Here is a 15,209-nt window from a genome sequence, read left to right on the forward strand (position 1 = left end):
CAGGATCAAGCGGGTTCTGGATCAGCCCTTGAGAACGACCCCCGGGTTCATGATGCCGCGCGGATCCATGGCCGTCTTGATCCGCCCCATGAGCTCGCGCTCATTGGCCGGCCGCAGGGCATCGGCAAGCGCGATCTTCGAACGGCCAAGCCCGTGCTCGGCGGCGAAACTCCCCTGAAGACGGCTGGCGAGGCTGCCAAGTCCTTCCGCAAAGGCCTGCGCCTTGTCGGCAAAGTCGCTCGACCCGACGGCCGGCGAGAGATTGTAATGCACGTTGCCGTCTCCCAAATGGCCAAAGGGATTGATGCGCACCCCCGGCAGGATCAACTGGCACACACCCTCGCCCTCGGTCAGGAAGGCCGCGAGCTTGCCCGGCGGCACCGAGATATCATGCTTGAGCTGGGCCCCTTCCAGGCGCTGCCCCTCCGGCTGCTCCTCGCGCAGGCGCCAGAACGCGGCCCGCTGGGCTTCCGACATGGCAAGCGCCCCATCACTCACCTGACCGTTTTCCATGCCCACCGTCAGCGCCCCTTCCAGGATCTCGTCCAGGGGCACGAGGGCGGAGGAGGTGGTCAGCTCGACCAGCAGATAGAACGGGCTGCGGCTTTCCAGCGGAAACTCCATGCCTTCCACATGACGCAGGGCCAGATCCAGCCCCAGGTCGCAGAAGAACTCCAGACCGCTGATGAACTCGCCCGCTTCCGAGCGCAGGTAGGTGCCATAGGAGACAAGCGTCTCGATATCGGGAAGGGCAAGAAGAGCCGTCGCCTTCTGCTTGGGCGCCGGATAGAGCTTCAGCACCGCACGCGTCACGATGCCGAGCGTGCCTTCGGCGCCGCAGAACAGGCGGCGGAGCTGATAGCCCGCATTGTCCTTCTGCACGGCGCGCAGACCGTCCCAGACCGTGCCGTCGGCCAGCACGACTTCCATGCCCATCACAAGATCCTGCATCATTCCATAGCGCAGGGCATGGCTGCCGCCGGCGTTGGTGCCGATGAGACCGCCGATCTGGGCCGAGCCTTCCGCGCCCAGATGCAGCGGGAAGATCAGGTCCTGGGCTTCCACATGGGAATGAAGGCTGGCCAGAATGGTGCCCGCCTCCACCTCGATGGTGCCGGCCGCCCGGTCCACGTCGCCGATCCGGTTCATCCGCGCCAGCGACAGGATCACTCCGCCCGCAGTTCCGCTGACCGCGCCGCCGCACAGGCTAGTGTTGCCGCCCTGGGGCGTCACCGGCACACCGGCCGCATGACAGGCCGCCACGACCTGCGACACTTCCGTCGTGGTCGCCGGACGGGCCACACCCAGCGGCACCTCGCCATAACGGTTCAGCCAGTCCCGGCTGAACGGCGCGGCATCGTCTCCGGACAACCAGCCCTTCGGCCCGAGAATGCTCTGAAGATCGGCGGCGAGACTGCTCATGGGCGTTTCCTGTCGACTGCATCGGTCCGGTCCGATGGCCCCGTCCGGGCAACATCGCCAGATCCGTCATTTCGAAAACATGCGGGCGACAGACGGCGCCCGGCGTGGTTGGGTGCCGGTTATCATGTTTCTCGGGCCATGTACACGCACCCGCCGGGCCAGCGCCCCTTCCCGGTACAGCCTTTCATTTTACGTCAGGGCAGACGCAATCAAATTGCGTCCACATGACTCTGGAAAATGCGAAAATTGCAAAAGAGTCGCTTCCGCCCCTCTGCGCTTTTGCGATAAGAGGCGAGCCCAACAGAGACAACCGAGGCGACCGATGTCCCACCCGCTTGACCTGACCGATCCCCTGGCCGCCAAGAAGCAGGCCTTCAGCATCCCCGAAGGGACCATCTATCTGGATGGCAACTCCCTGGGCGTGCTGCCCCGTCATGTGCCGGAGCGGATCCAGGCGGTCGTGACCCGGGAATGGGGAGAAAGCCTCATCCGTGGCTGGAACGACCATGGCTGGATGGATCTGCCTGCCCGGGTCGGCAACCGCATCGCCCGTCTGGTGGGCGCGGAGCCCGACAGCGTGATTGCCGCCGACAGCACGTCTCTCAACGTATTCAAGGTTCTGGTGGCCGCGCTCGCCCTGCGCCCCGACCGCAAGGTCATTCTGTCCGACAGCGGCAATTTCCCGACCGATCTCTACATGGCTCAGGGCCTGCGTGACCTGCTGGACCGCGGCCATGAGCTGCGCGTCGTGGATCCCGCAGAGGTTGAGGCCGCCATTGGCGAGGATATCGCCGTGGTCATGCTGACCCACGTGGACTACCGCACCGGCCGCCGCTACGACATGAAGGCCATCGCCGAGAAGACCCACGCGGTCGGCGCCATCAGCTTCTGGGATCTGGCCCATTCCGCGGGCGCATTTCAGGTGCATCTGGCCGCCGATGGCGCGGATTTCGCGGTCGGCTGTGGCTACAAGTATCTGAACGGTGGTCCGGGCGCGCCCGCCTTCCTCTATGCCGCGCCCCGTCATCACGGAACGCTCGCAGCCCCCCTCACCGGCTGGATGGGCCATGACGCGCCCTTCGCCTTCGATCTCGACTATCGCCCCGCACGAGGCGTCGACCGCATGCGCGTCGGCACGCCGCCGATCCTCGGCCTCAGCGCCCTGGACGCGGCCCTCGACGTCTTTGACGACGTGGACATGGAGCAGCTTCGCGCCAAGTCGGTCTCGCTCTGCGAACTGTTCCTGAGCGAGGTGGAAGCCCGCTGCCCGCAGCTGGAACTCGCCGGCCCGCGCAATCCGGACGAGCGCGGCAGCCAGATCTCCTTCCGCTTCGAGCAAGGCTATGCGCTGATGCAGGCCCTGATCGCGCGCGGTGTCATCGGCGACTTCCGCGCCCCCGACATCGTCCGCTTCGGCTTCACCCCGCTCTATCTCTCGCACGCGGACGTGCTGCGCGCCGTCGCCATCCTGGAAGAGATCCTGCGCGACCGGCTCTGGGATCGCGAGGAGTACAAGCGCCGGCAGAAGGTGACCTGAGATGCGGATCATCGACATCACGCCGCCGGTCCGCGCCGACATGGCGGTCTTTCCGGGCGACGCGCCCTGCCAGGTGAAGACCACCTTCGCCATCGGCCCGCAGTGCCCGGTCAACGTGACCGAAATCTCCTTCTCCACCCATTGCGGCGCCCACGCGGATGCCCCCTCCCACTATGCGGCAGAGGGCGCCACCATCGACACGCTGGATCTCGCCGAATTCATCGGCCCCGCCCGGGTGATCGATGCAAGGGGCAAGGGCCCGCTGGTGCAGCCGGAGGAGATCGCAGGTCAGCTTGAAGCCTGTCCGTCCCGGGTGCTGCTGCGGATCGAGGAACGCCCCGATCCCATGATCTGGCCTAAGGGCTTCCGCACGCTGGCCCCGGAAACCATGGCGCTTCTCGCCGCCCGCGGCGTGCGGCTGGTGGGCGTGGATGTGCCTTCCGTCGACCCGGAAACCTCCAAGGAGCTGCCCTCCCACATGGTCGCCCGCGACCATGACATGCGGATCCTGGAAAATCTCGTACTGGCCGATGTCGTGCCGGGTGACTATGAATTGATTGCCCTGCCGCTGAAACTGGCAGGTCTCGATGCAGCGCCGGTGCGTGCGATCCTCCGCGATCTCCCGCAGTCCGGCGCCAACTAGAAAAGAACCACGAAGACCGAGCGGCCGGACACTGGCCGCCGGAAAGGAGCCTCTATGCTGGAGCTCGACCAGCTTGTGATGGATTTCAGCGGCTTCAAGGCCGTCAACGGGTGCAGTCTCAAGGTGGAAAAGGGGACCATCACCGGTCTCATCGGCCCCAACGGGGCCGGCAAGACCACCCTGTTCAACCTGATCGCCGGAGCCTTTCCCCCGTCCAGCGGCACGATCCGCTTCCTGGGCGAGGACGTGACCGATCTGGAAAGCGATGCGCTGTTCCATCGCGGCCTTGTGCGCACCTTCCAGATCCCCCACGAATTCCATCAGCTCACCGTGCTGGAGAACCTGATGATGGTTCCCCCGGCCCAGCCGGGCGAAAGCCTGTTCGCCAACTGGCTATCCTGGGGCAAGGTGCGCAAGGCTGAGGCCGAGGTCGAACGCAAGGCCTGGGATACCCTCGCCTTCCTCGAGCTGACCCATGTGGCGAACCAGCGCGCGGGCAACCTGTCCGGCGGGCAGAAGAAGCTGCTCGAACTGGGCCGCACCATGATGACGGATGCCAAGCTCGTGCTCCTCGACGAGCCGGCCGCCGGCGTCAACCGCACGCTCCTGCGCAAGCTGGAGGAGAAGATCCAGATCCTGAACCGGGAACGCGGCTACACCTTCATCCTCATCGAGCATGACATGGAGATGATCGAGAAGCTGTGCGATCCGGTCATCTGCATGGCCGAAGGCGCGGTGCTGATCCAGGGCGACTTCCACACGGTGCGCTCCGACGCCCGCGTGCTCGAAGCCTATCTGGGCGAAACCCAGGGAGACCACGCATGAGCGCCCTTCTGACCATGAGCGCCGTCACCGGCGGCTATGGCGATGCCGACATCCTGCAGCAGGTCTCCATGCATGTGGACCCGCGCGAGATCGTGGTCATCGTCGGCCCCAACGGCGCGGGCAAGTCCACCGCCATGAAGGCCGTCTTCGGCCTGCTCACCGTGCGCGGCGGCTCCATCGTCTTCGATGGTGATGACATCACCCGCTGGTCGCCGGACCGGATCGTCCAGCGCGGCATCTCCTATGTGCCGCAGGTCGACAACATCTTCCGGGAAATGTCGATCCACGAGAACCTGGAGATGGGCGCCTTCCTGAAGAAGGGTGACCTGAGCGCGGCCTATGACCGGGTCTACACCCTCTTCCCCGACCTGAAGGAACGGCGCAAGACCCTGGCAGGCACCCTGTCGGGCGGTCAGCGCCAGATGGTTGCCATGGGCCGGGCCCTGATGCTCGACCCGAAGCTGCTGCTCCTCGACGAGCCGACCGCAGGCCTCTCGCCCAAGTACATGGAGCAGATCTTCCAGATCTGCCGCAATGTGCGCGACACGGGCGTGGCCATCCTGCTGGTCGAGCAGCACGCGAAGCAGGCGCTCGCCTTTGCCGATCGCGGCTATGTCCTGGCTTCCGGCCAGAACCGCCACGAGGGCACGGGCGCCGATCTCCTCGCCGACCGTGAGGTCGCCGAAATGTTCCTCGGCGGGTGAGGACGACATCATGGACATGCTTGAACTTCTGAACTTCTACATCATCCCGGGCCTGGTCCTGGGGTCCATCTATGCGCTCGGCGCCATCGGCATCACGCTGATCTACGCCATCCTGCGCTATTCCCACCTGGCCCACGGCGATCTGGCAACGCTTGGCGCCTTCATTGCGCTGGCCCTGGTGCAGGCGGGTGCCCCGCTTCTTGTCGCCCTGCCCGCGACCATGGCCCTGACCGCCCTGATCGCCATCGGCATCGACAAGGGCTTCTATGCCCATCTGCGCGACCGGCCGAAGATCATCACCGTCATGTCGTCGCTCGGCATCGCCCTGATGATCCGCGCCGTGGTGCAGGTCGTCTGGGGCGTGGATGCGGAAACCTATTCGCGCGGCATCGTGCGGCCCGAGGTCTACTGGGGTCTGCGCATCAAGGACCGGGAACTCTGGACCCTTGCCTTCCTGATCGCCGCCGTTGTCGTGCTGCAGCTCTTCCTCGCCCGCTCCAAGTGGGGCAAGGCCATGCGCGCCATGTCCGACAACCCCAACCTGGCGCTGCTGTCGGGCATCGACAACCGCAAGGTCATCATGCTGACCTGGATCATCGCCGGCGGCCTCTGCGCCGCTTCGGGGGTCTTCCTCGGCCTCAACACCGAGCTCAAGTCCATGATGGGCTGGGGCATGCTTCTGCCCATGTTCGCCGCCGCCGTTCTCGGCGGGGTCGGCCGGGTCGAGGGCGCGGTTCTCGGCGGGCTGATCGTCGGTCTGGCGGAAGAACTCTCGGTTCTGGTGCTGCCGGGCGAATACAAGGCCGCCATGGCCTTCGCCATCCTGCTCTTCATGCTGCTGGTGCGCCCCACGGGGCTGCTCCGCGGCAAGGTCCTTTAAGGGGGAGACGACGATGGAACTTGCAGGTCTCCTCAACTACGCCCTCTTCATGGGCATCTTCATCGGCATCTATGCGCTGCTCGCCCTGGGCCTGAACATCCAGTGGGGCTTTGCCGGTCTCTTCAACGCAGGCATCGCCGGCTTCTTCGCCGTCGGGGCCTACACCTCGGCCATCGTGACGACGGCCGCAGCAGAAGGGCGCATCGGCGGCTTCGACATGCCGCTGCTGCTCGGCTGGCTGGCGGCCATGGTCGCCGCCGGACTGATCGCCTGGCCGATCGGCAAGATCTGTCTGCGCTTCCGCTCGGACTATCTGGCCATCGCCACCATCGGCGTGGCGGAAATCATCCGCCTCGTGGTGAAGTCGGAGCCGGAGCTCACCAACGGCGCCCGGGGCATCACCGCCATTCCCCGCCCCTTCGGCGATCTCGACTATGCCCTGTCGCAGATGGCCTATCTCGCCATTGTCGCCGTCGTGCTGCTCGTCGCCTATCTGATGGTCGAGCGCCAGTTCAACGCGCCCTGGGGCCGCATGATGCGCGCCATCCGCGACAACGAGCTGGCCGCCCGCGCCATGGGCAAGGCCATCGAGCGTCGGCGGCTGGAGGCCTTCATCTTCGGTGCCGCCCTCATGGGGCTCGGCGGGGCGCTCTTTGCCCACTTCAACCGTTCGATCACCCCTGAGGCCATCGACCCGATGGTCGCCACCTTCCTCGTCTGGATCATGCTGATCCTCGGCGGCTCCGGCAACAATCGCGGCGCCATTCTCGGCACCGCCGTGGTGTGGATCATCTGGTCCATGTCGGAGATTGCAACCGACCAGCTTCCGTCCGAATATGCGGTGAAGGCGAAATACATCCGGCTCTTCCTGATCGGCCTGATGCTGCAGCTCGTGCTCAGGTTCCGTCCCGACGGTCTGCTGCCCGAGCCCCTGCGCGGCGCGGCCAGATCCGATCAGGACGCCCGATGACAATGCGCCGCCGGCAAGAACCGGCGGCGGCAAGTACCCACGTGTGGAGGTAAGTACAGTTATGAAGACCAAAGCTCTCGCCCTTGTCGGTGGCCTGATGGCCGCAACCGCTCTGGCCGCAGCCCCGGCAAAGGCCGACGTCAAGATCGGTCTGCTCGGCGGCGTTTCCGGCCCGATCGCGGCCATGGCTCCGGCCATGATCGACGCGGCCCAGCTGGCCTTCGCCCAGGTCAATGAACAGGGGGGCATTCTGGCAGGCGAAAAGCTCGTCGGCGTGGTCGGCGACAGCGCCTGCAGCCCCCAGGGCGGCACCGACGCGGCCACCAAGGCCGTGAACATCGAAGGCGTGGTGGCCGTGGTCGGCCCCCATTGCTCCGGTGCTGTGCTCGCCGCTGCAGGCTCCGTGACCGTTCCGGCCGGCATCGCCATGGTGACCCCGTCCGGCACCTCGCCGGAAATCTCCGGCCTGGACGACAAGGACACCGTCTTCCGTACCGTGCCCTCCGATGACTATCAGGGCCGTGCGCTCGCCCGCACCCTGAAGGAACAGGGTTACGCCAAGGTCGCCGTGGCCTATCTGAACAACGACTACGGCACCGGCCTCGCCAATGCCTTCAAGGCCGAGTTCGAAGCCCAGGGCGGCGAAGTCGCAGGCTTTGCAGCCCATGAAGCCGACAAGGCCTCCTACCGCTCCAACCTGGCCGACCTGTCCAGCGGCGGCGCCGACACCCTCGTCATCTTCGACTACGGCGACGGCACCGGCCTGACCATCCTGCGCCAGGCTCTCGAAAACGGCTTCTTCGAGAAGTTCGTTGGCGGCGACGGCATGAAGTCCGACGCCCTGTTCAAGGAACTGGGCTCCGACAACCTGACCACCTTCGTCGCTTCCTCCCCGGTTGGCGAGAAGTCTGACGCCCTCGACGTCTTCAACGAAGCCTTCAAGGCGGCTGGCGGCGATCCGGATGCGATCTTCGTCAACACCTCCTATGACGCCGCCTTCCTGCTGGCTCTGGCCGTGGAAAAGGCCGGTGGCGACAAGGCCGGCGTCGCAGCCGCCCTGCGCGAAGTCTCCAACGGCGAAGGCGAAGCCATCCTTCCGGGCGAATGGGCCAAGGCCAAGGCGCTGATCGCCGAAGGCAAGGCCATCGACTACAAGGGCGCTGCCGGCGACCACAACTTCGACGCCAACGGCGACGTACCGGGCACCTACGCCCTGTTCAAGATCGAAGGCGATGCCTTCACCGTCGTGAGCGAAATGAAGTAAGCCGATCCCCGCATCGACACTGCGAAACCGGCGGCCCCTCGGCCGCCGGTTTTGTTTTGGGGAAAGGCTCAGGCTTGAGCCCCCTCCTTCCGCAGAAAACCGCAGTGAACCCGCCCCCGCCCCTTCGGGCCAACCTCTCCCAAGCCTGGGAGAGGTATTAGCCCCTGCGGCAACGCCAGGCACCACCAACCTCTCCCAAGCCTGGGAGAGGTCGGAGCAACGCTCCGGGTGAGGGTTGCCAGCCGGAACCAAAAGCCTCTCCTCTCCCGCCTTCCCGGACGAGGCGCAAGCCGAAGATCCGGGATCTAGTAGCCGAGGCCCTATCCCCAACGGACGGACGCATTGGTCCCGGCTCAAGGCCGGGACAGCGGACACGGGAGGAGCTGAGACATCGGGGCAAACAGGCGCCCTCACTCCACCGCAGAACTCAGCCCCATATCGCTCAGAAGCACGCTCTCGCCGGTACGCGCTGCCTCCTGGGCCGCAAGCCCCATCAGGACGGCCATGCGCCCGTCTTCCAAAGAGACCTCCGGCGCGGCCCGCTGGCCCCGCACCACCTCCAGGAAGCGCTGGTGCTGATAGAAGGTCGAGCCATTGTGGTCGCCCGCCTCCAGCAGGGTGGGATCGACCGGGATCGGCAGCACGCTCGGTCCCTTGGGATCACGCGGGCTGACGATGACCTGCGGCACCGGCGGCTCGCCCAGATGCTCGGGCCAGAACCGCCCCGGCCCCGGCACGAGCGCCTCGATCTTGCCCCTGGCGCCCACGGCGGAGATTTCCTCCTGATAGCGGGCCCCTTCGGCGAACATGCAGAGTTCCAGCAGCGCCCGCGCGCCATTCTCGAAGTCGACGATCACATAGCCATGGTCGAGGATGTCCGGCGTCTCCCCGTCATAGCGCTCGTCCAGATGATTGACCGCCTGCCCGGCGGAGGCCGACACGCGCACCGGCTCGGACTTCAGGATCAGCCGCATCAGATCGAAGAAATGGCAGCACTTCTCCACGAAGGTGCCGCCCGTGTTGCGGTTGAACCGGTTCCAGTCGCCCACCTTCTGCAGGAAGGGGAAGCGGTGTTCGCGGATGGTCAGCATGCGGATGCCGCCCGTGGCCTCTTCGGCCCGTGCCAGAAGCTCGGCGACCGGCGGCATGTAGCGATATTCCATCGCCACCCAGATCGGCGCTGGATAGGTGCCGCGGAAGGCGTCGAGACGCGCCATGTCGGCCGGGTCGGTGAAGAGCGGCTTTTCCACCAGCAGCGGCAGCGGCCGGGCGCGGCGAATCTCCTCCATCTGCTCCACGTGGCGGAAATTCGGGCTGGCGATCAGCAGGCAGTCCAGCGCCGGTTCCGCGAGCAGCTCCGCAATGGAGCCGACGAAGCGGGCGCCGGGCACCAGCGCTGCCGCCTTCTCCCGCATCTGCGCATCCGGCTCGAAGATGACGCTGACCCTCGTGTCGGGCAGAAGCGCGATATTGCGCAGATGTTCCTGCCCCATCATTCCGCATCCGATGACCCCGTAATGTGTCACGCTCGGCATGTCTCACTCCCGTCTGACGGCCGTTTTCCGTCGGCCTTCTTGCTGTGATGTGTTTCAAGGTTCGGGCGCAACGCCCTATTTCATGCGCTGCACGTAGAGCGCCCTGGAGGCGTCGAACCACGTGCGCGAGAACTCCACCGGCAACTCGTCCTGCGCCCAGCTGAAGCGCTCCACGTAGCCGGCAGGCGTCCCGGCGGACAGATGGAACCGCTCGCCGCCCCAGGAGGGAATCGCGGCGACGCCGACCCGATCTTCGGCCCGGGAGATCCAGAACCCGAGATGCAGCTTGTAATAGCGGTAGAGACTGTCGGAGAGCTTCGCCGCCTGGATCTCTCCGGCCGATCCGTCCAGCCAGATTTCCTCCAGCGCGATCAGCGTTTCGTTCAGGTAGCGCAGGCGCCGGATCCGGCTGGCCCGCTCGGAACGCCCGAACTCTGGCAGATCGTCAGGCTTGCGCATCAGGTCGAGCGAGATCACTTCGGCGCGGGGAAGGCCGCCGCCGCCCACCAGCTCCAGCCGGAACATGGAATAGACGCTCGCCACATTCGGCTGGTGGCGGATGTAGTTGCCCGACCCCTGCAGCCGCTCCAGCAGCTTCTGCCGTTCCAGCTCCGCCAGCGCCTTGCGCAAGGTGCCGACCGAGATCCCCAGGGAAGCCGCCATCTCCCGTTCAGGCGGCAGGCGTTCGCCGTCGACAAGCCGCCCGGCGGCGATGTCCCGGATGAGGTTTTCGCTGATCTGAAGATAGATCGGGAGCGCGGTGGCAGACTGGCTGGGCGGGGTCATGGGCTTGCGTGACGGTCACATGAAAAAATTGATACACTATTGATCTACATCAAGGCGGATGATACGCAAGAGGAAATCGCACCAAAATGACACGGGAGGGGAAATGACCGTCGTACCGGTGACATCCGCCGATCTGGACGCAGCCGAGGTATCCTGGTTCGCAGCACTCTGCTCCGACGACTACCAGTTTCTCGGCGTACCCGACGGGACGCTCCGCTCGTCCTGGGAGCATTGCTCGCAGATCGTGAAGACTGCCGAAGACCTCGGTTTCCGCAACATCCTGTGCCCGTCCTCCTATCAGGTCGGTCAGGACACCCTGTCCTTCGTCGCCGGTTGCGCGCCCCTGACGGATCGCATCAACATGCTGGCGGCCGTGCGCTGCGGCGAGATGCAGCCGATCATGCTGGCCCGCACCATCGCGACCCTCGACCACATGCTGAAGGGCCGCCTGACCGTCAACATCATCTCCTCCGACTTCCCCGGCGAGAAGGCCGACAGCGCCTTTCGCTACCAGCGCTCGCGCGAAGTGGTGGAGATCCTCAAGCAGGCCTGGACCCGCGACGAGATCAATCACGAGGGCGAGGTCTATTCCTTCGCCAACGTCTCGACCGATCCCGCCCGCCCCTATCAGACCGGCGGCCCCCTGCTCTATTTCGGCGGCTACTCGCCGGATGCCCTCGAGCTCTGCGGCCAGCATTGCGACGTCTATCTGATGTGGCCCGAGAAGATGGATGAGCTCGCCGGCCGGATGAAGGCGGTCAATGCCGTGGCCGAACGCTATGGCCGCACCCTCGACTACGGTCTGCGCGTGCACATGATCGTGCGCGACACCGAGGCCGAAGCCCGTGAATATGCCGACTACATCGTCTCGAAGCTGGACGACGACTATGGCCGCGCTATCCGCGAACGCGCCCTCGACGCCGGATCGCTGGGCGTCAGCCATCAGGCAAAGAACCGGGAACTCGCCGACCAGTATGGCTATGTGGAGCCCAACCTGTGGACCGGCGTCGGCCGGGCCCGCTCCGGCTGCGGCGCCGCCCTCGTCGGCTCCACCGATCAGGTCCTGTCCAAGATCGAGCAATACCGGAAGATGGGCATGCGCGCCTTCATCTTCTCCGGCTATCCGCATCTGGACGAGGCGAACCACTTCGGCACGAAGGTACTGCCGCAGCTGAAGACCTGCAGCCTGCCGGAGGCTTACGGCCGCGTGCCCGCCACCACCCCCAACACGCCGCTTGGCGCAGGAGAACGTCGCTGATGCAGCGGATCGCGATCACCCCGGACTTCGACTTCAGCCGTCTCGTCTATGGCATGTGGCGGCTCGGCGACGATGCTGATACGTCGCCGGCCCATGTGGAAGCCAAGATCCAGGCCTGTCTGGATCAGGGTATCACCACCTTCGATCAGGCCGACATCTACGGCGGCTATCAGGCCGAAGCCATTCTCGGCGGCGCGCTGAAGGCCAATCCGGCCCTGCGCCAGCGCATGGAGATCGTCACCAAATGCGGCATCGTCGCCCCAGCCGGCCGTCACGCGGCCGCTCAGGTGAAGCATTACGACACCTCCCGCGCCCATATCGAGGCCTCCGTCGACCAGTCCCTGACCGACATGGGCATCGACACGATCGACCTGCTGCTGATCCATCGCCCCGATCCCTTCATGGATCCGGCCGAGACCGGCGCAACCCTTGACGGCCTGGTGAAGAGCGGCAAGGTCCGCGCGGTCGGCGTCTCCAACTTCCGCCCCTGGGACTGGGAGCTCCTGCAGGCGGCAATGGAGACCCGGCTCGCCACGAACCAGATCGAGATCAGCCTCGGCGAGATCCGTCCCTTCACCAATGGGGACTTGGCGTTCCACCAGCGTCACGGTACGCCGCTCATGGCCTGGTCGCCGCTCGGCGGTGGCAGCCTGATGACCGGGTCCGGCCCGCTCGCTGCCCTGATGGACGAGATCGCCGCCGCACAGGGCGTGGACCGTGCAGCGGTCGCCATCGCCTTCCTGCTTGCCCACCCGGCCGGGCTTCTGCCGGTTCTGGGAACCAACAACCTGGAGCGTATCGGGCGGATTTCCGAGGCCCTGTCGGTCACCCTCGACCGGCAGAGCTGGTTCCGCCTCTATGAAGCAGCCCTTGGATCGGAGGTGCCATGATGTCGATGATGTCCCCGGATCATCCGGTGACCTTCCAGCCGGATGGTCAGAACACCCGCTTGCTGCGGGACGCCTTTGGGCGCTTCGCCACCGGCGTGACCGTGGTCACGGCGCCTTCGGCGGATGGCCCTGTCGGGATCACCGCCAACAGCTTCTCGTCGGTCTCTCTCGATCCGCCACTGGTTCTGTGGGCGCCCGACAAGACCTCGCGCCGCTTCCAGTATTTCGAGGCGGCCGAGCATTACGCCATCCACGTGCTCAGCAACGAGCAGGCGGCCCTGTGCCAGGGCTTTGCCCGCAACGCCCACGCCTTCGAGGCGCTGGATTTCGGGCTGAACGAGCACGGCGTGCCGCTGATCGAAAACTGTCTGGCGCGGTTCGAGTGCGCTAGATTCGCAGCCTATGAAGGCGGCGATCATCTGATCGTCCTGGGTCGGGTGGTAAAAGCCGAGATGCGGGACGGCGATGCCCTCACCTTCTTCGCAGGAAAGCTGGGACAGGTGCCTCTGCGGGCCGACAACTGAAGCTCCCTTGCGCCGGTGGACGCACCGGCAAGGGGGATGGAATGGGTCGCGCCGCGGGAGGAGCCGAAGCGCGACAGGGAGGACCGGAATGACATTGCTCTTGGCACTCGCCAGGGTTCTCGGCGCGCTCAATGCCGCCGCACTGACGCTCGGCCGTTGGCTGGGCGCCGCCTGCATCGGCGCGATGGTGGTGATCATCCTCGTGCAGGTGCTGTTCCGCTATGGTCTGGGCAATGCCCTGCCCTGGACGGAGGAGGCCGCCCGCTTCCTCATGCTCTGGATGACCGGCCTGATGGCACCCACCGCCTTCCGGCGCGGCGGCTTCGTCAGCGTCGACATGGTGGTGAGCATGCTGCCCCGCGCTGCCGCCGGGCTCGTCTCGCTCCTGCTGCTCTGCCTCGTGGCCCTCGTTCTCTGGAAGGGCGTGCTGATCGGCTGGTCCGAGGTGACCGGCTTCGGCGGCCGCTTCACCATGGCCGCCATCAAGGTTCCCGTCAGTCTTGACCTCAGCAAGTGGATGTCCATTCCCCGCAGCTGGATGCTGGCCTCGCTCGCCATCGGCGTCACTGCCATGTTCTCCGTCTGCCTGGAGCTGATCCTGCGCGCCCTCGTCGTGCTGACCGGCGGGCGCGACCGCCTGCCGCCCATCGCGCTGACCCATACCACCCTGGGAGCGGAATGATGCTGAGCCTGTTCCTGCCGCTCTTCCTCGTCTTTCTCATGCTCGGCCTGCCGATCGTCTTCGGTCTGGTCGCCGCCCCTGCCCTTCTCCTGTGGTGGAACGGTCAGGAGCGCGACATCGTCCTGCTCTACCGCAACATCTACAACGGGATGGACAGCTTCCCGCTGATGGCGATCCCCTTCTTCATGCTGGCGGGCGAACTGATGAACCGGGCGGGCATCACCCTGCGCCTGGTGGAATTCGCCCAGGCGGTGATCGGCCATCTGCGCGGCGGCCTCGCCCACGTGAACATCCTCTCTTCCATGCTATTTGCCGGTCTGTCAGGATCCGCGGTGGCCGACGTATCCGCTCTCGGCTCCATGCTGATCCCGGCCATGGAAAAGCAGGGCTACAGCACCCGCTTTGCTGCAGCTGTCACGGCTGCCTCCTCCATCATCGGCCCGATCATTCCGCCTTCCGGGATCATGATCATCTACGCCTATGTCATGGGCGAGAGCGTCGCCGCCCTCTTCCTCGCCGGCATCGTGCCCGGGGTCATGATCGGCGGCAGCCTGATGCTCATCGTCCGGCTTCTGGCCGACAAGGAGAACCTGCCCCAGGCCACCCGCCGCGCCACATGGGGCGAACGTGGCAAGGCGAGCCTCAATGCCTTCTGGCCGCTGATGACCCCGGTCATCATCATGGGCGGCATCCTGGGCGGGGTCTTCACCCCCACGGAAGCCTCTGCGGTCGCGGCCGGCTATGCGCTGCTCATCGGCCTCTTCGTCCTGCGCAGCCTCAAGCTGAAGGACATCCCGGACGTCTTCATGCGCTCCGGCCTGACCTCCGCCGTGGTGCTGCTGCTGGTGGGCGCCGCCATGGCTTTCAAGACGGTGGCCAGCCTGTCGCACACGCCGGAGCTGCTGGCGGAAATCATCCTGGGCCTGTCCGACAACCCGCTGGTCCTGCTGTTCCTGATCAACATCCTGCTGTTCATCGTGGGCATGTTCCTGGACGCCGGCCCGGCCATCATCATTCTCGGCCCGATCCTCGGTCCGATCTTCCTGTCCATGGGCATCGACCCGGTGCATTTCGCCATCGTCATGGCGGTGAACCTGACCGTCGGTCTGCTCACCCCGCCCATGGGGCTCGTGCTCTTCGTCACCTCGTCTGTCTCCCGCCTGCGGGTGGAGACGGTGGCCCGCGCGACTTTCCCGTTCCTGTTGGCCGAGATCGCGGTGATCTTCCTGATCACCTATTTCCCGGCCCTCAGCCTCACCATCCCGCGACTTGCAGGATTTGTGGAATGA

General features: G+C 65.7%; 15 protein-coding genes. 12 read left to right on the plus strand and 3 right to left on the minus strand.

The window, feature by feature from the left end:
- Positions 1-21: 21 nt before the first annotated feature.
- Complete coding sequence (locus tag FR728_RS12140; protein WP_149892913.1) at positions 22-1,422, minus strand: FAD-binding oxidoreductase; 1,401 nt, start codon at positions 1,420-1,422, stop codon at positions 22-24.
- Positions 1,423-1,744: 322 nt separating this feature from the next.
- Here FR728_RS12140 and kynU point away from each other — a divergent pair, with 322 nt between their 5' ends.
- From kynU to FR728_RS12175, 7 genes are all read left to right on the plus strand, one after another.
- Positions 1,745-2,959, plus strand: a complete 1,215-nt coding sequence (gene kynU, locus FR728_RS12145) for a kynureninase (RefSeq protein WP_188318887.1) — start codon at positions 1,745-1,747, stop codon at positions 2,957-2,959.
- A 1-nt stretch (position 2,960) separates the two neighbouring features.
- The gene (kynB, locus tag FR728_RS12150) at positions 2,961-3,602 is read left to right on the plus strand and encodes an arylformamidase (protein ID WP_149892914.1); all 642 of its coding nucleotides are present in this window, start codon (positions 2,961-2,963) and stop codon (positions 3,600-3,602) included.
- Between the two features lie 54 nt (positions 3,603-3,656).
- Positions 3,657-4,427: an ABC transporter ATP-binding protein gene (locus FR728_RS12155; RefSeq protein WP_149892915.1), complete on the plus strand. Its 771-nt coding sequence runs from the start codon at positions 3,657-3,659 to the stop codon at positions 4,425-4,427.
- The gene (locus FR728_RS12160; RefSeq protein WP_149892916.1) at positions 4,424-5,131 is read left to right on the plus strand and encodes an ABC transporter ATP-binding protein; all 708 of its coding nucleotides are present in this window, start codon (positions 4,424-4,426) and stop codon (positions 5,129-5,131) included. The genes FR728_RS12155 and FR728_RS12160 overlap by 4 nt, the downstream gene beginning before the upstream one ends.
- A gap of 10 nt (positions 5,132-5,141) precedes the next feature.
- Positions 5,142-6,011, plus strand: a complete 870-nt coding sequence (locus FR728_RS12165) for a branched-chain amino acid ABC transporter permease (RefSeq protein WP_149892917.1) — start codon at positions 5,142-5,144, stop codon at positions 6,009-6,011.
- Between the two features lie 13 nt (positions 6,012-6,024).
- A complete protein-coding gene (locus FR728_RS12170) occupies positions 6,025-6,981 on the plus strand; it encodes a branched-chain amino acid ABC transporter permease (protein ID WP_149892918.1) in 957 nt (318 codons plus the stop codon).
- Positions 6,982-7,042: 61 nt separating this feature from the next.
- Positions 7,043-8,245: an ABC transporter substrate-binding protein gene (locus tag FR728_RS12175; protein ID WP_149892919.1), complete on the plus strand. Its 1,203-nt coding sequence runs from the start codon at positions 7,043-7,045 to the stop codon at positions 8,243-8,245.
- A gap of 410 nt (positions 8,246-8,655) precedes the next feature.
- Here the strand turns inward: FR728_RS12175 and FR728_RS12180 are convergent, their stop codons facing one another.
- On the minus strand, positions 8,656-9,780 hold the full coding sequence (locus tag FR728_RS12180) for a Gfo/Idh/MocA family protein (protein WP_149892920.1): 1,125 nt from the start codon (positions 9,778-9,780) through the stop codon (positions 8,656-8,658).
- 75 nt (positions 9,781-9,855) lie between these two features.
- The gene (locus FR728_RS12185) at positions 9,856-10,566 is read right to left on the minus strand and encodes a GntR family transcriptional regulator (RefSeq protein WP_149892921.1); all 711 of its coding nucleotides are present in this window, start codon (positions 10,564-10,566) and stop codon (positions 9,856-9,858) included.
- A 103-nt stretch (positions 10,567-10,669) separates the two neighbouring features.
- On the opposite strand from FR728_RS12185, the gene FR728_RS12190 reads away from it, so the two are divergent.
- From FR728_RS12190 to FR728_RS12210, 5 genes are all read left to right on the plus strand, one after another.
- Positions 10,670-11,824, plus strand: a complete 1,155-nt coding sequence (locus FR728_RS12190) for an LLM class flavin-dependent oxidoreductase (protein ID WP_149892922.1) — start codon at positions 10,670-10,672, stop codon at positions 11,822-11,824.
- Positions 11,824-12,714: an aldo/keto reductase gene (locus FR728_RS12195; protein ID WP_149892923.1), complete on the plus strand. Its 891-nt coding sequence runs from the start codon at positions 11,824-11,826 to the stop codon at positions 12,712-12,714. The genes FR728_RS12190 and FR728_RS12195 overlap by 1 nt, the downstream gene beginning before the upstream one ends.
- Complete coding sequence (locus FR728_RS12200; RefSeq protein WP_149893129.1) at positions 12,714-13,238, plus strand: flavin reductase family protein; 525 nt, start codon at positions 12,714-12,716, stop codon at positions 13,236-13,238. The genes FR728_RS12195 and FR728_RS12200 overlap by 1 nt, the downstream gene beginning before the upstream one ends.
- Before the next feature lie 88 nt (positions 13,239-13,326).
- Positions 13,327-13,920 carry a TRAP transporter small permease gene (locus FR728_RS12205; protein WP_149892924.1) on the plus strand — a complete coding sequence of 198 codons (594 nt, stop codon included), beginning with the start codon at positions 13,327-13,329 and terminating at the stop codon, positions 13,918-13,920.
- A complete protein-coding gene (locus FR728_RS12210) occupies positions 13,920-15,209 on the plus strand; it encodes a TRAP transporter large permease (protein WP_149893130.1) in 1,290 nt (429 codons plus the stop codon). Before FR728_RS12205 ends, FR728_RS12210 begins: the two co-directional genes overlap by 1 nt.

The organism is Roseibium aestuarii, from assembly GCF_008477545.1.
Classification (GTDB): domain Bacteria; phylum Pseudomonadota; class Alphaproteobacteria; order Rhizobiales; family Stappiaceae; genus Roseibium; species Roseibium aestuarii.